This window comes from Arthrobacter sp. 01N444, from assembly GCF_056399305.1.
The window spans coordinates 18,996-38,506 of the sequence record NZ_JBFTRB010000012.1; the positions used below are offsets into that span (position 1 = coordinate 18,996).

The window sequence follows — 19,511 nt, forward strand, 5'->3', positions numbered from 1 at the left end:
CTTTACGCTTCTCCTCTGATCATTCGAATAAACAGTTCATGCACGCGCTTCTCCCCCGTCACTTCCGGGTGGAAGGAGGTGGCCAGCAGCTTGCCGGAACGCACTGCAACAATTCTAGCCGTCCCGTCCAGGGATTCGGGGTGGCCGGCTTTGGACGGTTCCACCTGAGCAAGGACTTCGACGCCGTCGCCGACGCGCTCCACCCAGGGCCCGCGGATAAAGACGGCGTGGACCGGGGCCACTGCCCCGCCCGCGGCGCTGAACCCTAACCCCATGAAGTCCAGGTCCGTCTCGAAGGACTCGCGCTGCCGGCCGAAGGCGTTGCGGCGCACGGTGATGTCGAGTCCGCCGAACGTCTGCTGCGGGTTTCCGGCCAGGTCCTTCGCCGGGTCCGCGATCTCGTCCGCCAGCAGGATCATCCCGGCGCACGAGCCGTAAACGGGCAGGCCGGCCTGGATGCGTTCGCGCAGCGGATCCCGGAGCCCGAAGATCCGGGAGAGCTTGTCGATCGTGGTCGATTCGCCGCCGGGGATGATGAGCCCGTCCAGGCCGTCGAGTTCGGCGGGACGCCGGATCCCGACGCCGGCGGCGCCGGCGGCTTCCACGGCATGCAGATGCTCCCGGAAATCGCCCTGCAGCGCCAGGACGCCGATCCGGAGCCCCGTTCCCACGCGGGATTCAGGGGAAAAAGAGGGGGTGGTCATCCCCACAGCATAATGCTCTGCGCCTGCACGGCACGCATGGAAGACGCATGCAACGGCACCGGGCGTCCGGGTTCCATGCCGCTGCTGGGATATATTACAGAGCATGCTTTACTTCAGCGTTCCGCTCGGCAAGTTCGTCCGCCGGGTCTCCCGGCTCAGGGGCGGAGGCTCGGCCCTCCCCGGGCTTGTGGTCGAAAAAATCGACCCCGATTTCATGCGGCGGACGCTGTCCACGCTGCCGCTGGGGGTCGCCGTCGTCAGTGGCACGAACGGGAAGACCACCACCACCAAGATGGTCGTGGAACTGCTCGAAAGCCAGGGACTGAAAGTCTTCACCAACCGCACCGGCAGCAACTTCACCCGCGGCGTGGCCGCGGCCCTCCTGGGCGAGGTCGACTGGCGGGGCCGGCTCGATGCCGACGTCGCGGTCCTGGAACTGGATGAGGCGCATGCCGTCCACTTCGTCAACAAGGTCCCGCCGCAGTACAGCCTCCTGCTCAATGTCCTCCGCGACCAGCTGGACCGGTTCGGCGAGATCGACAAGACCGCCGAACTGCTCCAGCACATCGCGTCCAAGACCACCGGGACCGTGGTCCTGAACCGGGAAGACCCGCGCGTCGCCCGGATCGCCCAGACCCTGGACGGGCCGGAGGTGCTCTACTTCGGGCTCGACGATTCGCTGCTGAGCACCTTCCCCAACGACGACGACATGCGCGCCGCCCCGGGCAGCCCGGTGCCGGCCGCCCCCGCCCGGCCCGCCGCCGACGTCGTGTTGCGCCGCGTGGGCGCCGACGACGCCGATTTCGAGTACGACGGCGCGACGGTCACCACGGGGATGAAACTGCGCGGCGTCTACAACATCTTCAATGCCGCCGCCGCGCTGACCCTGGCCCGCGGCGTCTCCGGCGCCCGCGGCACCGGGACCGACCAGGCCGGCCTGCTCACGGCGCTGTCCAAGGTGGCGCCGGCGTTCGGCCGCGGCGAAAGCCTCGTGGTCGATGGCCTGCCGCTGGAACTGGTCCTGGTCAAGAACCCCAGCGGTTTCCGGCTCGGCCTCAAATCGTTCCCCGCCGCCGGGTACGCCACGATGATCGCGATCAACGACAACTACGCCGACGGCCGGGACATGTCCTGGCTGTGGGACGTCGAATTCGACACGCTCCGCGACGGCGGCGTGGACCAGCTCACGGGCTCCCGCGCGTATGACATGGCGCTGCGGCTGCAGTACGACGACGTCGCGATCGGCGCCGTCGACACGGACATTGCGCCGGCACTGGCAGCGTTCATCCGCGGCGGCGAGGGCAAGCCGAAGAGGATCTTCTGCACCTACACGGCCATGCTGGCCATCCGCCGCGAGCTGTCCAAAATCACCACAGTGGAGGTGGTCTCATGACCCCCGCGTCCCCCGAATCCCCCGAAACCCCGCACGAGCTGTCCTTCGGGCACGAACTTCCGCCCGAAGATTCCGCGGCCCCCAGCAAGGGAACCATCCGGGTCCTGCAGCTCTACCCGCGGGACATGAACATTTACGGCGACTGGGGCAACGCCCTGGTCCTCGCGCAGCGCCTGCGCTGGCACGGCTACACGCCGGAACTGCTCGAGTACAACGTTGGTGACCCGTTCCCGGCAGATGTGGACCTGATTGTCGGTGGCGGCGGACAGGACAGCGGACAGCTCGTCATCCAGGACGACCTCCTCTCGCGCGAGTCCACCCTGAAGCAGATGGCCGACGAGGGTACCCCGATGCTCGTGATCTGCGGGCTGTACCAGCTCTTCGGGAAATTCTTCAAGACCCGGCTCGGGTCGGTCCTTCAGGGCATCGGCATCCTGGACGTGGAAACCCACGGCACCGACGAGCGCCTGATCGGCAACGTCACGGTCTCCTCCCCCGAATTCGGCAACATCCTCGGCTACGAAAACCACAGCGGCCAGACCACACTGGGACCGGGCGTCGAACCGCTCGGGACGACGGCCAAAGGTACCGGCAACAACAGCACGGACGGCCAGGAGGGAGCCCGCTACCGCAACATCGTGGCGAGCTACCTGCACGGCTCGCTGCTGCCCAAGAACCCGGCTCTCGCGGATTTCCTGATCCGGACCGCCGTCGAACGCAAATACGGCAGCTTCACCCCGGGCACGCCGGATGACTCCTACGCGGTGCTGGCGCGGGAACACGCCGCCCGCCGGCCCCGCTGACCCAGGTGGCAGGCGCCGAGGGCGGCACGGTCCGGATTGGGCGCGACACCCCGGAACGCGAGGACGTCCTGCGGCTCCTGGGCGAACACCTCGCCGACATGTACGCGACCTCCCCGCCGGAAAGCGTCCACGCCCTTGATCCTGCCGCCCTGGCCGGACCCGGCATCAGCTTCTGGACCGCCCGGCAGGACTCCCGGCTCCTGGGCTGCGCGGCACTGAAACACCTGGCTCCCGGCGACGCCGAGATCAAGTCAATGCGCACCGCGAATGCAGCCCGCGGGCGCGGCGTTGCGTCGGCGCTGCTCCGCCACCTCCTGGCCGAGGCCCGGCACAGCGGCTACGAACGCTTGTTCCTGGAGACGGGGAGCCAGGAGTTCTTCGCCCCCGCGCGGCGGCTGTACGAGCGGCACGGCTTCACGGACTGCCCGCCGTTTGCCGGCTACGAAGCCGACCCCAACAGCGTCTTCATGTCCCTGCTCCTGGACGCCGGGTAGCTGCCCGGCAGCCTTCCATGGGCCCCGCCTGCCGTCATCGGCTCCGGACGAAAGCCAGGACATCGCGCGGCACCCGCCGGCTCGATCCTGCCCGGATATGGCCCCATCGCTCGTAGACGATCAGGGTGCAGTCTGGAATCAATTGCGCGGTCTCCTCCGCAACCGTCCTCGGGAAGAACGCGTCCCGGCCGCCGCAGAGCAGCAGGACGGGCGGACGAATGAGCGGCAGTACCGCCCGCGCATCAAACGCGAACTCGGCCCGCGCCTCCGTCAGGACGTCCGCGGCGGGGCATCCGGAGGGGTCCAGCACGCGCCGGCCGACGACAGGTCCCAGCAGTTCCCGCAGCCAGCGGGTCCGCGGCCCCGGTAAGAGGTACTCGGCCAGGACCGTCCCGGCGCGGCCTGGGTCTCCGGCAGCGACGGCGGCGGCCATCCGCTCGTCCACGTCCTTGCCCCACGCGCTCAGTTCGGCCGCCGTGACCACCATCGCGATGTGCCCGAAGGACTCGGGATGGCGGGCGGCCAGGTACTGCCCGATCATCCCGCCGAATGACTCGGCCACCACCAGGCCGACCCGGCCGCCGAACTCCTCGGCGATCAGCTGGGCGTAGTCGTCCGCCATGTCGGCGCTGGTGTGCGACGCCGGCATGTTCCGCCGGCGGGTGACAATCCAGATGGCGTACCCGGCCTCCTGATAGGCGGCAAACTCCCGCCGGAACAGTCCGCGCAGCACCCCCTGGGGCACGAAGCTCCCCGGTCCGCCCTGGACGAACAAGAGCGTCTTCGGGCCCCGGCCCCACGTCAGGTATTCCATCCCGTTGCTGAACGTCCCGCTCCGGGATTCCCGATCCCGCCGGTTTACCCGGGCCATGGCGCCGGCCTACGGTGATATCTGAGTCGTCGGCTGCGGCGTCGGCTGCGGCTGCCGTAGCAGCTCCGCGAACTCCGCCGGCCGGGATGCCGGCCACCAGTGGCCGCTGTCCACCCGGATCACCGTGAGGTCATCCACCCAGGAATCCAGTCCGTCCACGAGGTCCGGCGACAGGAAGGAATCCTTCAGCGGCACCACCACCCGGACGGGCAGCGTCACGCGGCCGCCGGCCGGCCAGTTCACCGCCGAGAAGAAATTTGCGCGGTAAAGAGCCAGTCCGCGGATGGGATCATCGCCGACGTCGCGCTTGGCCATCTGCCCGTAGCGTTTGGTGAGGAAGAGGCGCCAGGCGGCCTCCGGCAGCTTCGGCACAAGGAACGCGGCGATGTACCAGCTGCGGGCCAATTGTCCGGCCAGCTGCAGCCACGCCCGGGGACGTGCATACCGGCTCCGCACCCAGCGGGCGAAGTGCCGCAGGTCCGGGCCCGAGATGGACGTGTACCGGCCGATCAGGCCCGCGGCCCTGGGGTCCTGGACGGCGGCCCAGCCCTGGATCGAGCCCCAGTCATGGCCCACAAGATGGACATCCGTGGCGCCGACGGCGGCCAGCACGGCGAACATGTCATCCACGAGCTTCTTCAGGGTGAAGTCCCCGGGGAGGCCGACGACGGCGGACGCGCCCGCGTTCCGGGTGTCGTAGGCGACCACGTAGTGGCTTCGGGCCAGATCACGGATGGCCGGCAGGAAGACCTGATGATCGTCCGGATAGCCGTGTACCAGCAGCAGCGTCGGCACTTCCGGTCCCGGCTCCCTGCCATACTCGAACACTGCAAGCTCAGCCCCGCTGGACGCGACGGTGCTCCGCCGTTCGTTGATCATCTCCATGCTGCCCAAGCTTAGGACCCCGGGGGGAGAATAAGCTCATGGGCGCCCGCCGCCGCGGCGCCCATCGACTCCAGCACGGCCGCGGTGCGCCGGCGCGTGGCTGCGTCCACCGCCGTTCCGGCGCAACGGCCCTGCGGCGCGTCGGCCGCCACCGAACACCAGCGGTAGGGTCCGCGGACCATCACTGACGGCGCCCAGGCCAGGTCCGAGGCGGCCCAGAACCCGGACGCGTCCTGGCTGAACTGCACCCGGACCAACAGGCCCTCGTTGTTGACCACGAACGACGGCGAGAGCTCGGTGATGCCGTTGCCGAGCCCGTACACAATCCAGGTTCCCTTGTACTTTTCGATCGGCAGCACCGAATGGCTGTGGTGGCCGTAGATCAGGCTGAACAGGCCGCTGTCCACGAGCGCATGGGCGACGTCGCGCTGCTGGGTGTTGGGCTCGGCTGAGTACTCCTCCCCGGCGTGCATGACCCCCAGCACGATGTCCGCGCCCAAAGCCCTGGCCTTGCGTGCTCTGGAAATCATGGCGCCGGGATCGAGCAGGTCGACCTGCCAGGGCTGCTCGGCGCGCAGCCCGTTGAGGCCATATGCGGCATCAATGACGGCGATTTTGGCCGCGGCGGTCTGCAGGATCAGGATGCCCTGCGACTCTGCCTCGGTCCGGTACGAGCCCGTGTGCCGGAGTCCGGCGGCGTCGAGGGCGTCCAGGGTGCGGACGAGTCCCGCGGTGCCGCGGTCAACGGTGTGATTGCTGGCGGTCGTGCAGGCCTGATAGCCCACGCCCCGCACGGCGGTGATGATCTGCGGCGGAACGTTGAAGGAGGGATACCCGGAGAATGGTCCGTCCGGGCCGGCCACCGGGGTCTCCAAGTGGCAGATCGCCACGTCGCTCTGCTCGATGTAGCGCCGCTGGCCCTCCAGCAGCGGCCCGAAGTCCAGCCCCGTCGCTCCGGCGGCGCGGGCGTCCTCGCGGGCCTGCTGCCAGAGCTGGGGGTGGACCAGCATGTCCCCGGTGACGAGGACGGAGGCGCACCGGGCGGCCGCACAGCCTGGCCCCTTCCCGGGCGTCGGCGTCGGCGTCGGCGTCGGCGTCGGCGTCGGCGTCGGCGTCGGGGTCGGAGTCGGGGGCGGGGTGCCCGACGGCTGCTGGGTAACGTCGGACGTTCCCCCGGTACCGCCGGCCGTGGGACCCGGGGGCTTATCCGGCCCGGCGAGGAGTCCGCAGGATGCCAGCATCAACCCGAGAACAACGGCCGTTGCTGCGGTCAGGATCCGGCCCCGCGGCCTCGCGGTCGTGTTCTCCATGCCGCTCATCCTATGGTGGGCGGCATCACAACACACGGAGCCGATCGTTGAGAAGCGGCCGCCTGCATGAAAGAGTCATTTCATGACCAATCCCCTCCTGAGCCCCAGCACCCTGCCCTATGGACTGCCACCGTTTGCGGATATCGACGACGCGCACTACGCCGAGGCCGTCGAGGCCGGCCTGGCCGAGCACCTTGCCGAAATCCAGGCCATCGTGGACACTCCGGCGGCCCCGACCTTCGAAAACACGGCCCTCGCCATGGAACGCTCCGGGCGGCTCCTGGACCGGGCCGCCGCGTCCTTTTTCACGCTGGTGTCCGCAGACGCCTCTGACACCATCCGCGACCTCGAGACCCGCCTGTCCCCGCTCTTCGCCGCCCACCAGGACGCCGTCTACCTCAACCGCGGGCTCTACGAACGCTTCGCGGCGCTGGACGCAACGGTCCTGGACGCGGAGTCCGCCCGGCTCGTGGAGGAATACCTCAAGGAGTTCCGGGCCTCCGGCATCCAGCTCGACGACGCCGGCCAGGAGCGCCTCAGGGACGTCAACGCCGAGCTTTCCCGGCTCGGCACCGAGTTCGGCCAGCGCGTCAAGGAGGGCATGAAGTCCGCTGCCCTGCTGCTGGATGACGCCGCCGACCTCGCGGGCCTGCCCGCCGACGACGTCGCCAGCGCCGCCGAGGCCGCCCGGACCGCCGGGCACGAGGGAAAGTTCCTGCTGACCCTGATCCAGCCGAGCAACCAGCCTGCCATGGCCGCGCTGGCGAACCGGGAAATCCGCCGTCGCCTCTACGAGGCCTCCATCGGCCGCGGCAGCGACGGCGGAAGCTTCGATGTGCTCGACCTGGTCAAGGACATGGTCCGGCTCCGCGCCGAGAAGGCCAGCCTTCTCGGGTTCGCGAACTTCGCCGAACTCAGCGTGGACCGGCAGACTGCACCGGACTTCCAGGCCGTCCAGGCAATGATGAGCCGGCTGGCCCCCGCAGCCGTCCGCAATGCCGACGCAGAGGCCGAGGCGCTGGCCGGGGCCGCCGGCCACCCCCTCGAGGCCTGGGACTGGGCGTATTACTCGGCCAAGGTCAAGCGGGAGCGGTATGCCGTGGACGAACAGGCCCTGCGCCCCTACTTCGAGCTGGACCGGGTTTTGAATGATGGCGTGTTCTTCGCGGCAAACGCCCTGTACGGCGTCACCTTCCACGAACGCGCCGACCTCGCCGGCTACCACCCGGACGTGCGCATCTGGGAGGTTAAGAATTCCGACGGCACGGACCTGGGCCTTTTCCTGGGCGACTACTACACACGGGAGACGAAGCGCGGGGGCGCGTGGATGAATTCCCTCGTGGAGCAGTCAGGGCTCTTGAACACCCGACCTGTGGTGATCAACAACCTCAACATCTCCAAGCCGCCGGCCGGCGAGCCCACCCTGCTGACGCTGGACGAGCTCCGCACCACCTTCCACGAGTTCGGCCACGCCCTGCACGGCCTGTTTTCCGCCGTCACCTATCCTCGGTTCTCCGGCACGAACGTGCCGCGGGACTTCGTGGAATACCCTTCGCAGGTCAACGAAATGTGGATCATGTGGCCCGAAGTCCTGGCCAACTATGCCCGGCACCACGCCACCGGCGAACCCCTGCCGCAGGAGACCGTGGACAAGCTCAATGCCGCCCAGCTTTGGGGCGAAGGCTTCGGCACCACGGAATACCTCGGCGCTGCCCTGCTGGACCTGGCGTGGCATGTCCTGGATGGCTCCGACATCCCGGATGACGCCGTCGAGTTTGAAGCGAAGGCGCTGGCCGCGGCCGGCGTGGCGCACAGCCTGATCCCGCCGCGCTACCGGACCGGCTACTTCCAGCACATCTTCGCGGGAGGCTGGTATGCCGCCGGCTACTACTCCTACATCTGGAGCGAGGTCCTGGACGCTGACACCGTGGAATGGTTCAAGGAAAACGGCGGACTCAGCCGCGCGAACGGCAATTTCTTCCGCGCCGAACTGCTTTCCCGCGGCAACAGCCGGGACCCGCTGGAGTCCTTCCGCGCCTTCCGCGGCCGGGACTCGGATCTCGGGCCGCTGCTGAAGCGCCGCGGCCTCGACTAACCCCCGCAGAACGCAAACGACGCCGGGCGGTCACCTAAGAAGGTGACCGCCCGGCGTCGTCGTTCAATCAGAAGCGCAAGGCGAAGGGCGGCGTGATCCGGCAGCGTGCGTAAAAGGGGCCCCGCGCCCCGGGCAGCCGCTCAGCTGCCAACAGGGCGCGGGGAATAGCACGCAGAGGATCAGCGCCGTCCGGCGCCGCCAAAGGCGCGAACGCTACCAGCCGCGCTCGGCGAGGCGGTGCGGCTGCGGGATCTCGTCGACGTTGATGCCGACCATGGCCTCGCCCAGGCCGCGGGAGGCCTTGGCGATCTCGTCCGGGTCGTCGTAGAACGTGGTGGCCTTCACGACGGCGGCGGCACGCTGGGCCGGGTTGCCGGACTTGAAGATGCCGGAGCCGACGAACACGCCGTCGGCGCCGAGCTGCATCATCATCGCGGCGTCGGCCGGGGTGGCGATGCCGCCGGCGGTGAACAGCACCACCGGGAGCTTGCCGGTCGCGGCAACTTCCTTGACCAGTTCGTACGGAGCCTGCAGCTCCTTGGCCGCGACGTAGAGCTCGTCCTCGGCCATGCCGGCGAGCTTCTTGATCTCGGCACGGATCTGGCGCATGTGCGTGGTGGCGTTGGAGACGTCCCCGGTGCCGGCCTCGCCCTTGGACCGGATCATCGCCGCGCCCTCGTTGATCCGGCGCAGGGCCTCGCCCAGGTTGGTCGCACCGCAGACGAACGGAACGGTGAAGTTCCACTTGTCGATGTGGTTGGTGTAGTCCGCCGGGGTCAGGACCTCGGACTCGTCGATGTAGTCCACGCCGAGGGACTGCAGCACCTGCGCCTCGACGAAGTGCCCGATCCGGGCCTTGGCCATGACGGGCACGGACACGGCCGCAATGATCTTGTCGATCATGTCGGGATCGGACATGCGGGACACGCCGCCCTGGGCGCGGATATCGGCCGGAACACGTTCCAGCGCCATCACGGCCACGGCACCGGCGTCTTCGGCGATGCGGGCCTGCTCGGCGTTGACGACGTCCATGATGACGCCGCCCTTGAGCATCTCAGCCATGCCGCGCTTGACGCGGCTGCTGCCCGTGACGTTCTTCGCGGACGCGCCGGCTTCGCTGCTTACATCAGGTGTAGACACAAAAACCCCTATGGGTAGATAGATGACCTCGCCGGGGCGCGAACGGCACGTTCATGCCGTGTCTCGCACACACCGGATTACCGGATCCATTGGCCGGTAAAGCTAATACTATCCCCCGGCCGGGGCGCGGCAGAATTCGGGTTACAGCAGTCGAATCTCGCGCGGGGACAGGGATTCGGCGCGGCCGCCGGGGTGCCGCCTGGCGCCGTCAGGCGGGACGTTCCGTGGCGGTACCTTCGGGTTCCGCCAGCGACTGGCGGTGCACTGTCACGATGCGCTGGATCACCGTCACCAGGCTCGCTGTCGCGAGAAGGCACAGCGTCACGAAGAGCACCACAGGGGTCAGGCCCAGTCCGGTGAGCCCCGTGACCACCAGCACGGACACGAGGCGCTCGGCGCGCTCGGCGATGCCCACGTTGGCGTGGAAGCCCAGGGCCTCGGCCTTGGCCCGCGCATAGGAGACCACCATGCCGAGCACCAGGCAGAGAATCGCGGCGACGGCGACGGCCGGGTTGGCGCCGCCGGTGAAGAACCAGACGGCGACGCCGGCGAACAGGGCGCCGTCGGCCACGCGGTCAAGGGTGGAGTCCAGGAAATTGCCCCACCGGCCGCCGCGGTGCTGCATCCGGGCCATGATGCCGTCAATAACGTCGGAGAAAATGAACGCCGTGATGAACACGGTCCCCCAGAAGAGCTGCCCGAGCGGGTAGAACACGAGAGCGCCGATCACGACGCCGAGCGTGCCGACCACGGTCACGGCGTCGGGAGAGACCCCGATCCTCAGCAGCCAGCGGGCAACCGGGGAAAACAGGGCGGTGAAGAAGCCCCGGGCGTGCCTGTTAAGCATCCTTCTCCCCCGCTGTGTCCTGCGGCGCGGGCATTTCCTGCGGCCACGCGTCGGCGACCTGCTGACGGACCTCACCGAGGGTCTGCGTGACCGCCTTTGTCTGGGCAATGATGGGGAAGAAATTTCCATCACCGCCCCAGCGCGGCACCACGTGCTGGTGCAGATGGCCGGCGATGCCCGCCCCGCCGGTGACGCCCTGGTTCATGCCCAGGTTGAAACCGGAAGGGTTGGCGACTTTGCGCAGCACCCGCATGGCCGTCTGGGTCAGTTCGGCGAATTCCGCCGTTTCCTCGACCGTGAGGTCCGTGTAGTCCGGGATGTGCCGGTAGGGGCAGACCAGCAGGTGGCCCGGGTTGTACGGAAAGAGGTTCAGCACCACGTAGCTCGTCCTTCCCCGGTAGACGATCAGGGAGTCCTCATCGCCCCGCTCGGGCGCGGCGCAGAACGGGCAGTCGTCCGGGTTCTTGAACTGATGCTGGCCGCCCTTGATGTACGCCATCCGGTGCGGCGTCCACAGGCGCTGGAAAGCGTCCGGGACCCCGGCCAGGCTGAAGTCGTCCGTCACGGCGTGGTCGCCCGGATACTCCGGCCCGGCCCCTGTGGTTTCCTGCACGCGCTGCCCTTCCGTCTGCCTAGCTGGTCCGGTTTCGGACAGCGTCGACGATCCGCTGTACGGCCTCGGACACGGGCACGCCGTTGTCCTGGCTGCCGTCGCGGAAGCGGAAGGACACGGCACCCGCCTCGGCATCGTCCCCGCCGGCGATCAGCACGAACGGGACCTTGTCCTTGCTGGCCGTGCGGATCTTCTTCGGGAAACGGTCCGAGGAGATGTCCACCTCGGCGCGGATGCCGGCCGCCTTGAGCTGGTCCACAACGTCGAACATGTAGTCGTTGAATGCCTCCGCCACCGGGATGCCCACCACCTGGACCGGTGCCAGCCAGGCGGGGAAGGCACCGGCGTAGTGCTCGGTGAGCACGCCCATGAAGCGCTCCACCGAGCCAAACAGGGCGCGGTGGATCATCACGGGCCGCTGCCGGGTGCCGTCGGCGGCCTGGAACTCGAGTTCGAAGCGTTCGGGCAAGTTGAAGTCCAGCTGGATGGTGGACATCTGCCAGGTTCGGCCGAGCGCGTCCTTGGTCTGGACGGAAATCTTGGGGCCGTAGAATGCCGCTCCGCCCGGATCCGGGATGAGCTCGAGCCCGGAGGCTTCGGCCACCTCGGCGAGGGTGCGGGTGGCTTCGTCCCATGTGGCGTCGTCGCCTACAAACTTGTCCTCGTTCTTGGTGGAGAGCTCGAGGTAGAAGTCGTCCAGGCCATAGTCCTTGAGCAGGCCGAGGACGAAGTTCAGCGTGCTGGTGAGCTCGTCCTTCATCTGCTCGCGGGTGCAGTAGATGTGGGCGTCGTCCTGGGTCATGCCCCGGACGCGGGTCAGGCCGTGCACCACGCCGGACTTCTCGTAGCGGTAGACCGAGCCGAACTCGAAGAGCCGCAGCGGCAGTTCGCGGTAGGAGCGGCCGCGGGACCGGAAGATCAGGTTGTGCATGGGGCAGTTCATCGGCTTGAGGTAGTAGTCCTGGCCGGGCTTGCGCACGGTGCCGTCCTCGTTCAGTTCCGCGTCGATGTGCATTGCCGGGAACATGCCCTCGCGGTACCAGTCCAGGTGGCCGGAGACTTCGTAGAGGTGGCCTTTGGTGATGTGCGGGGTGTAGACGAAGTCGTAGCCGGCATCGACGTGGCGCTGGCGGGAGTAGTCCTCCATGGCCTTGCGGATGATGCCGCCCTTGGGGTGGAAGACCGGCAGACCGGAGCCGAGCTCGTCCGGGAAGGAGAACAGGTCCAGCTCCGCGCCGAGCTTGCGGTGGTCGCGGCGCTCGGCCTCGGCAATGCGCTCCTGGTAGGCCTTGAGCGCGTCCTTGGTGGGCCAGGCGGTGCCGTAGATGCGCTGCAGCTGCTGGTTGTTCTGGTTGCCCAGCCAGTAGGCGGCCGAGGAGCGGGTCAGGGCAAAGGCGTTGGAGATCAGCTTGGTGTTCGGCAGGTGCGGGCCGCGGCACAGATCGCACCAGATGCTGTCGCCGCTCTTGCGGTCCACGTTGTCGTAAATGGTGATGTCGCCGGCGCCGACCTCGACGTTGACGCCCTCGCCGGCCTCGGCGGCGTCATTCTTCCTGCCCAGCAGTTCGAGCTTGTAGGGCTCGTCCTTCATCGCTTCGCGGGCCTCGTCCTCGGACACCACGCGGCGAACGAACTTCTGGTTCTGGTTGATGATCTTCTGCATCATCTTTTCGAGCTGGCGGAGGTCTTCCGGGGTGAACGGTTCCGCGACGTCGAAGTCGAAGTAGAAGCCGTCCGTGATGTAGGGGCCGATGCCGAGCTTGGCGTCGGGGCGCAGCTGCTGCACGGCCTGGGCCATGACGTGGGCCGTGGAGTGGCGCAGGACGTTGAGCCCGTCCGGGGAATCAATGGTGACGGCCTCGACATTGGCGTCCTCGGGAAGGGGCTGGTCCAGGTCCTTCAACTCGCCGTTAACGCGGGCCACAACGACGTCGCGGCGCTCAAAGAAGAGTTCCGCGCCGGTGGTCCCGGTAGTCACCTTGGTCTCTTCGCCGTCGACGAGAAGGGTGATCTGCTGGGCATCTGACACGGGTGTCTCCTATTCAAAGTTAAGGCTTCGTAGCTTGTGGCGTACGGGGACCACAGCCAGCCTCGTCCATGCTATCGGTTTCTCCAGAGGCCAACCAACGCGCCACGAGCGAGCCGCACCGCCGGCCGGTCAGCCGCCCAGCCCGGTGATGGCGAGGTTCCTGCTGATCCCGTCCAGGGGGCTGGACAGGGGGCCGGACAGGTAAGGCTCCTGCCGGCCGGCGGCGCCGGGAGCCGATGCCGGAAACGGGAGGGTCTCCGGGCGGCTGAGGTCCCAGGCCATGGAGGCGCTGATGCTGATCCCCCGCGGCCCGGTCCGGCGGGTGGTGCCGCGGATCAGGAGCAGGCGGGTGCCGAACAGCAAGGGTCCGGACTGCTCCTGCGCCTCGTGGAAGAACACCGAATCCACACAGCCCGTGCCGTCGTCGACGCTGATGAACACCACCCGCCGGCCGCCCCTCATGGGCGGGGTCTGGGTGGCCACCCGGACCCCGGCCACCAGCACCTCCGTGCCGTTGCGCAGTCCCAGCAGCTTGTCCGCGGTGGTGACGCCCAGCCGGTCCAGCAGCGGGCGGTGGCTGGTCATGAGGTGCTCGCTGACGTCCACAGCCATCAGGTCCAGTTCCGCGCGGACGTTATCCACCATGCTGGGTGCGGGCAGTGCCGCCTTGAGGTTCGTCAACTCCACGTCCCCCAGCGGCAACGCCAGCTGGCCCTGAATGACTTCCACGCCCTTACGGAGGGGGCGGGCCTGGAGTTTTTGCAGGTGCTGGACAAGATCCGCCCGGTTGGCTTCTCCCCCGGACGCCCGGTGCAGCGAATCGAAGGCGCCCAGCTGGGCCAGTCGCTGGATGCTGGGCCGGCTGAGCCGCGACCTGGCCCTCAGGTCCGCCAGGGAGTCGTAGGGCTGGCCGGCCACAATCCGCTTCAGCTCGGCGCCGGAGAGCCCGAAGATGCCGTTCAGGCTCAGCCGGATGCCCAGCCTGCCCCGGTCTGGTCCGGATTCCACCCGCTCCACCCGGTACTCGGCCTGGCTCCGGTTGATGTCGAGGGGAAGGATGGGGATCCCCAGCCGGCGGGCCTCGGCCACGAGCAGGCGTTTGGGGTACATTCCGGGGTCGTGTTCCCACAGCCCGGCGAGGAACGCCTCCGGGTGGTGTGCCTTCAGCCAGGCCGACTGGTAGGTGGGCACGGCGAAGGCGGCTCCGTGGGCCTTGCAGAACCCGAAGCTGCCAAAGGCCTTCAGCGTGCCCCAGACCTTGTCCACCACCTCGGGACTGTAGTTCCGGGCCCGCGCCTCCTTCCGGAAAAACTCCTCCACCCTGGCTTCCAACACGTCGTTGCCCAGCGCACGGCGGAACTCGTCGGCCCTCGCCAGCCCGCACCCGGTCATGACGTCGAAGGTCTTGAGGATTTGTTCGTGGAAGACCGTGACCCCGTGGGTTTCCTGAAGGACAGGTTTGAGGTCCGGGTGCGGGTAGACCTCGGGGGCGAATCCGTGCCGGTGCTCCAGGAAGGGCCGGACCATGTCGGATTTCATCGGGCCTGGGCGGAACAGGGAAATGTCGATAATGAGGTCGTTGAACTCCCGGGGGGCCAACTTGCCGATCAGTTCGCGCTGGCCAGGGGACTCGATCTGGAAGCAGCCCAGGGTGTGGGTGCTGCGGATCAGTTCAAAGGTTGGCTCGTCGTCGAGCGGGACGGCGTTGAGGTCGATGTGCCCGTCCCCTGAGATGTAATCCGGCCCCGTCCCGTCCGGCCCGGCCGGATGCGCGCCGGCGGCCACCACCTCGGCCTTGGACGGGTGGAGCCGGATCACTTCCCGGACGGCGAAGGCCATGGCGCTCTGCATCCGGACGCCCAAGACATCGAGTTTGAGCATGCCCATGGGGTCCATGTCGTGCTTGTCGAACTGGCTCATGGGCAGGCCCAGGCCGCTGGGCTGGACGGGGGTGCGGTCCAGCAGGGTGGCATCGCCGAGGATGACGCCGCACGGGTGCATGGAGATGTGGCGGGGCAGCCGGTCCAGCCGCTCCGTGAGGTCCACCAGCAGGTCCAGCTGCTGGTTCTCGGAGAAGCCTCGCTGCTCCACCCGGTCCGCGAATTCCTTCAGCTCGGGTTTCTCCACGAGGGCTTCGCGGAAGTGCCGGGCCGAGAACCGCCACAGCTGCTTGGCGATTTCCCCGACCTCGCCGTCGTCCATGCCCAGGGCCAGGCCGGCATCGCGCACGGCACCGCGAGCGCGGTACCCGTTCTGCATGCTCATCAGCGTGACGCGTTCGGCGCCGAAGCGCTCAAAGATCTTCCGGTAGACGTTGTGCCGTTCGGCGCTTTCGACGTCGATGTCTATGTCCGGCAGCGTGGCGCGGTCGCGGGAGAGGAAGCGTTCAAAGATGAGGTCGTGCTGGAGCGGGTTCACCTGGCTGATGTCGATCAGGTAGTTGACCAGGCTGGAGGCGCCCGAACCGCGCGCGGCCGCCCGGACGCCCAGGGCCAGGATCATCCGGGAGACCTCTGCGACGGTCAGGAAGTACGAGGCGAAGCCCAGCGAGTCGATGATCCGGAGCTCATGCTCCAGCCTGGCCCTCAGCTGCTGTTCCCGCTGCCCGGAAATGCCCGGGAAGCGGCGGCCGATGCCGGCCTCACACCGCAGGGTCAGTTCGGCGAGCGCGTCGCCGTCGATCCCGATCACGGATGCCTCCGGGACCACGGGCTGTTTCCAGCCCATGTCGGCTTCCGGATCCATGCGGCAGCGGTCCGCGAGCGCCTCGGTCTGGGCCAGGAGCCGCTTGAAGTCCGCCGTGCCGTAGCCGGCGGCGTGGATGATCTCCTTGCCCAGCTGCAGCATCCGGGCCGCCGATTTGAGCCAGCCCTGCCCGTTGGGCTGCAGCAGCGGGGCGGCCGAGAGCTCGGGGAGGGATTTCAGTGTCCGAGCCGAGTCCAGCACATCGGCGGTGGCCGCGCCGTCCTCAGCCACGTACCGCACAGCGTTGCTCAGCACGGCGGGCACCCCGTGTTCTGCGGCGAGTTTGAGCATGCGCACCGCGTGGGCGGTGCTCAGCGGTTCCCCGGGCGGGCTGAGCTGGGACACAACCTCTGCCGCCAACGTTCCGGGGGGCATGGCGTCCAGCCATCGTTTGAACAGGGTGCGGGGCCGCAGGTAGCGCCGGCCGCCCATGGCCCGGCCGACGTCGGAGTCCGGGCCGATCAGCACTGTCAGGACCGGCTTCAGGGTTTCCGGGTGCAGGGTGCGGGAGGCCAGTTCCGCCCGGGTGACGGCCACCGGCACTATTCCCCCGGCCTTGCCCGTGGTGCGGGCATGGGCGTCGGAGATCAGCCGGCACAGCGCCCGGTAGCCGGCACCGTTGTTGTGTCCGTGCGCCAGCACGACGACGCGTCCCCCGAGCTGGGTGCGGTGGTCGCCGTCGTCGTCAAAGACTGCAAGGTCCACCCCGACGATTGCATCCAGCCCGGCTGCCATGCACGCCTTCAGGTGCTTGACGGTTCCGTACAGGCCGTCGCGGTCCGTGCAGGCCAGCGCGGTGGCGCCGTCAGCGGCAGCCGCGGCGGCAAGTTCCTCCGGCCAGGAGACGCCATAGTGGGCGCTGAACGCGGTGGAGACGTGCAGATGGGTGAAACTCATGCTGATTCGGGCTTCCGGAGGGGCTGCAGGGCGTCGTGGATCTTCAGGAGCCGCCACCGGCCGCTGCCGACATGCCGGGTCAGGTCAAGGGTGAGGGTGGAATCCGCGGCGTGATCCCCGGCCGCACGCACCTGGACCCGCCAGATCTCATGGTCCACCAGGCCTGGCCCGCTTCCGAGTGGCGCCCGGCGTTCCTCGGCCCACCATTGGCGGCGTTCGTACCAGCGGACGGGGTCCGCGCAGACCGTGTAGCGCCGGCCGGCCCAGTCGAGGCGCAGGGGCTGGCCCGAGGGCGTGCAGACGACATCCACGGACTCGCTGAAAATACCCACGTTGCCTCCCGACCCAGTCCGGGCTGGAGCCGGCCCAGTCCCCGCTTCGACTTCCTACGTCCATTCCGCATCCGGCGCCCGGAGTTCCAGGCCGCATGGATTTATTCGAACATATCTTCGAATAAAATCAGTCTACGACGGAGAGGCGACAAAACCCAGATCGGGGGGTGGACTCACGCAGGTACAGGTAGCAGGATTGAGCCATGAGCTCCCATAACGCACTCCTGAAGCACGTAAGCATCGCCGCCAAGGATCCAACCTTGGTGGCGACTTTTGATATAGACGGAAACATCCCCGGCCAGGGCGCCTACGTGGTGGGGCTCTTGGCAGCCACCCCGGACTATTCCCACCAGCGCAGGATGGGGATCGAGTTCATGAACGGCGAAGCCGTGTCCTTCTACTGCTTCAGCCACGACGGCACCGAGGAAAATTTCGACCTCAAGGGGGTCGAACACTCGGGCAACACCATTACCGGCCATTTCCCGCTTACGACTGTGCTTGGCCTGCCCAAGGGCCATCTCATGACGGCCTTCAGCGATTGTGACGGCCGGGACTACCAGGCCAACGTGCCTGTCGAAGAAGCCCTCTAGACAACTTCTAGGAGCTGGACTTGTACACTTCCAGCTCGAGCGTGATGAAGGCATCGATCATCGCCCGGTAGGTCTTCTCGACAAGTTCGACGTCGATGTCCTTCTTTTCCGCCGTGGCGCGGACGTGTTCGATGACCCGCTCCACACGCCCGGGCGCACGGACCTCGGCGCTGTCCGCCTTGAGGGTCCCGGCGATCCGGATCAGCCGTTCCCGGCGCCCGATCAAGGACACGATCTGCTCGTCCACCTCGTCAACAGCCACCCGCACGGCGGCGAGCTGTTCGCGGTCGGCCTGGGCGGCCTTGTCGTCTGCGTGATTTGTGGGCATGTGCATGACAGTATCGAAAGATGCAGCCACGAGTCGACTTCATATCGCTAGGTGTCCGCAGTGTTGACGCCTCACGCCGCTTCTACGTCGATGGCCTCGGATGGCCGGTCCACCGGGAAGTCCCCGGGCAGGTGCTCTTCATCCAGGTCAACCACGGCCTCATCCTCTCGCTCTGGGACGCGGGCCAAATGCAGACCGAGGCGGCCACCGATGCCCCTGCCGGCATTGCGTGCATCACGCTCAGCCACAACCTGGCCGGCACGGCGGACGTCGACCGGGTGATGGCCGAAGCCGGGACCGCGGGGGCCCGCATCGTTGCGGCACCGAAGACCCAGCCCTGGGGCGGCTACACCGGCTACTTCGCCGATCCCGACGGCTACCGCTGGGAGGTCGCCTTCAACCCCGACTGGTCGGTCAACGGCGGCGGCAAAGTAACGCTCTGACTCAGGTAACCAGTGCCGCCCCGTGCCTTGGCAGCCGCCGGGCAGCCGCCAGACAGGCCGGCGTACCGCTAGAACAGGCTCCCCACCGGCTGGATGAGTTCCGGTGAGTCATTCCTGACGTTCCCGACGGCGGTGCCGACGGCGTCGATCGTCCAGCCTTCCGCGACGTCGTGCGCGCCGGCCCGGACCAGATCCACGAGCCCGGCCGCATCATCGGCCTGCGGGTCCAGCCATGTCTGCATGGTCTCCCGGTTCATGGGCAGCGGAACCCTGTCATGCAGCGCGGTCAGCTCGGCCAGCATTCCCCCGGCGTAGCCCTCCGGCGGCGAGTCGGTGGTCATGATCGAGGTCGAGAGCATCCAGCGCTCCGGGTCACCCTCTGCCTTGGACGGGTCCCGCCACCATTCATAGAGTCCCGCGAAGACAATGGGGCGTCCGTCCTTGGGATGGACGTAGTAGGGCTGCTTGGTGCGGCCCTCGCCCTTCCACTCGTAGTAGCCATCCGCCGGGACGGCGCAGCGACGGGCGCGGGTCGCTTTCCGGAAGGCGGGCTTCTCCAGCACGGTCTCGCTGCGGGCATTGATCATCTTGGACCCGATGCCCGGGTCCTTGGCCCAGGACGGCACCAGGCCCCAGCGCGCAATGTGCAGTTGGCGGACCGGTTCTCCCTCCACAAGCCGTTCGAGCAGGATCGGCACATCAGCCGTCGGGGCCACGTTCCACGACGGCGGAATCGCGATCTCATCCTCCAGCCCGGCATCGAATTCGGCCAGCAGGTCTCCGACGGCCCGGGCCATCACGTAGCGTCCGCACATGGCATCAGCATGCCACCGCACCCATCCCGTGTCATCCGGGCTGCCGCCTGAGCCCGCCGAGGTCGCCGGAAACGTGCGAAGTCGCCGGAACTTTCCGGCGATTTCGCATCTTTACCGCGAGTTCGCGTCGGACGGCGAAGGGGGCAGCGCTCTCTGCGGGAATAGCGGGCTGCAGGG

General features: G+C 67.9%; 18 protein-coding genes. 6 read left to right on the forward strand and 12 right to left on the reverse strand.

All coding sequences use genetic code 11. The features are described 5' to 3' along the window. Window positions 1-2 precede the first annotated feature (2 nt). Window positions 3-704 carry a pyridoxal 5'-phosphate synthase glutaminase subunit PdxT gene (gene pdxT / locus AC1DKN_RS14050; protein ID WP_476856804.1) on the reverse strand — a complete coding sequence of 234 codons (702 nt, stop codon included), beginning with the start codon at window positions 702-704 and terminating at the stop codon, window positions 3-5. Between the two features lie 103 nt (window positions 705-807). On the opposite strand from pdxT, the gene AC1DKN_RS14055 reads away from it, so the two are divergent. Genes AC1DKN_RS14055 through AC1DKN_RS14065 form a run of 3 tightly spaced genes read left to right on the forward strand, consistent with a single transcriptional unit; the run spans window position 808 to window position 3,394 of the window. After that, a complete protein-coding gene (locus AC1DKN_RS14055; protein ID WP_476856805.1) occupies window positions 808-2,097 on the forward strand; it encodes a MurT ligase domain-containing protein in 1,290 nt (429 codons plus the stop codon). Beyond that, window positions 2,094-2,900 carry a type 1 glutamine amidotransferase gene (locus AC1DKN_RS14060; RefSeq protein WP_476871606.1) on the forward strand — a complete coding sequence of 269 codons (807 nt, stop codon included), beginning with the start codon at window positions 2,094-2,096 and terminating at the stop codon, window positions 2,898-2,900. The genes AC1DKN_RS14055 and AC1DKN_RS14060 overlap by 4 nt, the downstream gene beginning before the upstream one ends. Before the next feature lie 5 nt (window positions 2,901-2,905). After that, a complete protein-coding gene (locus AC1DKN_RS14065; RefSeq protein WP_476871607.1) occupies window positions 2,906-3,394 on the forward strand; it encodes a GNAT family N-acetyltransferase in 489 nt (162 codons plus the stop codon). Window positions 3,395-3,428: 34 nt separating this feature from the next. On the opposite strand, the gene AC1DKN_RS14070 is transcribed toward AC1DKN_RS14065, so the two are convergent. From AC1DKN_RS14070 to AC1DKN_RS14080, 3 genes are read right to left on the reverse strand one after another with little or no spacing between them, the layout of a single operon-like run. Further along, complete coding sequence (locus AC1DKN_RS14070; RefSeq protein WP_476858405.1) at window positions 3,429-4,265, reverse strand: alpha/beta fold hydrolase; 837 nt, start codon at window positions 4,263-4,265, stop codon at window positions 3,429-3,431. Window positions 4,266-4,274: 9 nt separating this feature from the next. Next, window positions 4,275-5,150: an alpha/beta fold hydrolase gene (locus AC1DKN_RS14075; protein ID WP_476871608.1), complete on the reverse strand. Its 876-nt coding sequence runs from the start codon at window positions 5,148-5,150 to the stop codon at window positions 4,275-4,277. A gap of 11 nt (window positions 5,151-5,161) precedes the next feature. After that, window positions 5,162-6,460, reverse strand: coding sequence for a CapA family protein (locus AC1DKN_RS14080; RefSeq protein ID WP_476871609.1), 1,299 nt, complete (start codon window positions 6,458-6,460; stop codon window positions 5,162-5,164). A gap of 82 nt (window positions 6,461-6,542) precedes the next feature. On the opposite strand from AC1DKN_RS14080, the gene AC1DKN_RS14085 reads away from it, so the two are divergent. After that, a complete protein-coding gene (locus AC1DKN_RS14085; RefSeq protein WP_476871610.1) occupies window positions 6,543-8,555 on the forward strand; it encodes a M3 family metallopeptidase in 2,013 nt (670 codons plus the stop codon). A 213-nt stretch (window positions 8,556-8,768) separates the two neighbouring features. Here the strand turns inward: AC1DKN_RS14085 and pdxS are convergent, their stop codons facing one another. The 6 genes from pdxS to AC1DKN_RS14115 all read right to left on the reverse strand — a co-directional run bounded on the left by pdxS (window position 8,769) and on the right by AC1DKN_RS14115 (window position 17,158). Next, the gene (gene pdxS / locus AC1DKN_RS14090; RefSeq protein ID WP_026266390.1) at window positions 8,769-9,695 is read right to left on the reverse strand and encodes a pyridoxal 5'-phosphate synthase lyase subunit PdxS; all 927 of its coding nucleotides are present in this window, start codon (window positions 9,693-9,695) and stop codon (window positions 8,769-8,771) included. Between the two features lie 208 nt (window positions 9,696-9,903). Continuing rightward, a complete protein-coding gene (pgsA, locus tag AC1DKN_RS14095; RefSeq protein WP_223916731.1) occupies window positions 9,904-10,542 on the reverse strand; it encodes a phosphatidylinositol phosphate synthase in 639 nt (212 codons plus the stop codon). Continuing rightward, a complete protein-coding gene (locus tag AC1DKN_RS14100; RefSeq protein WP_476849327.1) occupies window positions 10,535-11,155 on the reverse strand; it encodes an HIT family protein in 621 nt (206 codons plus the stop codon). The genes pgsA and AC1DKN_RS14100 overlap by 8 nt, the downstream gene beginning before the upstream one ends. 19 nt (window positions 11,156-11,174) lie before the next feature. Next, on the reverse strand, window positions 11,175-13,184 hold the full coding sequence (gene thrS, locus AC1DKN_RS14105; protein ID WP_476871611.1) for a threonine--tRNA ligase: 2,010 nt from the start codon (window positions 13,182-13,184) through the stop codon (window positions 11,175-11,177). Between the two features lie 129 nt (window positions 13,185-13,313). Further along, window positions 13,314-16,826 carry a DNA polymerase III subunit alpha gene (locus tag AC1DKN_RS14110; RefSeq protein WP_476871612.1) on the reverse strand — a complete coding sequence of 1,171 codons (3,513 nt, stop codon included), beginning with the start codon at window positions 16,824-16,826 and terminating at the stop codon, window positions 13,314-13,316. Beyond that, window positions 16,823-17,158, reverse strand: a complete 336-nt coding sequence (locus tag AC1DKN_RS14115) for a DUF6504 family protein (RefSeq protein ID WP_476856813.1) — start codon at window positions 17,156-17,158, stop codon at window positions 16,823-16,825. Before AC1DKN_RS14115 ends, AC1DKN_RS14110 begins: the two co-directional genes overlap by 4 nt. Before the next feature lie 203 nt (window positions 17,159-17,361). Here AC1DKN_RS14115 and AC1DKN_RS14120 point away from each other — a divergent pair, with 203 nt between their 5' ends. Further along, the gene (locus AC1DKN_RS14120) at window positions 17,362-17,748 is read left to right on the forward strand and encodes a hypothetical protein (protein ID WP_476849331.1); all 387 of its coding nucleotides are present in this window, start codon (window positions 17,362-17,364) and stop codon (window positions 17,746-17,748) included. Between the two features lie 7 nt (window positions 17,749-17,755). Here the strand turns inward: AC1DKN_RS14120 and AC1DKN_RS14125 are convergent, their stop codons facing one another. Next, the gene (locus tag AC1DKN_RS14125) at window positions 17,756-18,082 is read right to left on the reverse strand and encodes a chorismate mutase (protein ID WP_028277548.1); all 327 of its coding nucleotides are present in this window, start codon (window positions 18,080-18,082) and stop codon (window positions 17,756-17,758) included. A 14-nt stretch (window positions 18,083-18,096) separates the two neighbouring features. Between AC1DKN_RS14125 and AC1DKN_RS14130 the strand changes: the two genes are divergently transcribed. Further along, entirely contained in the window at window positions 18,097-18,519 is a 423-nt protein-coding gene (locus tag AC1DKN_RS14130; protein ID WP_476871613.1) for a VOC family protein, read from the forward strand. Window positions 18,520-18,587: 68 nt separating this feature from the next. On the opposite strand, the gene AC1DKN_RS14135 is transcribed toward AC1DKN_RS14130, so the two are convergent. Then, window positions 18,588-19,334 carry an SOS response-associated peptidase gene (locus AC1DKN_RS14135; protein WP_476849333.1) on the reverse strand — a complete coding sequence of 249 codons (747 nt, stop codon included), beginning with the start codon at window positions 19,332-19,334 and terminating at the stop codon, window positions 18,588-18,590. Window positions 19,335-19,511: the final 177 nt, after the last annotated feature.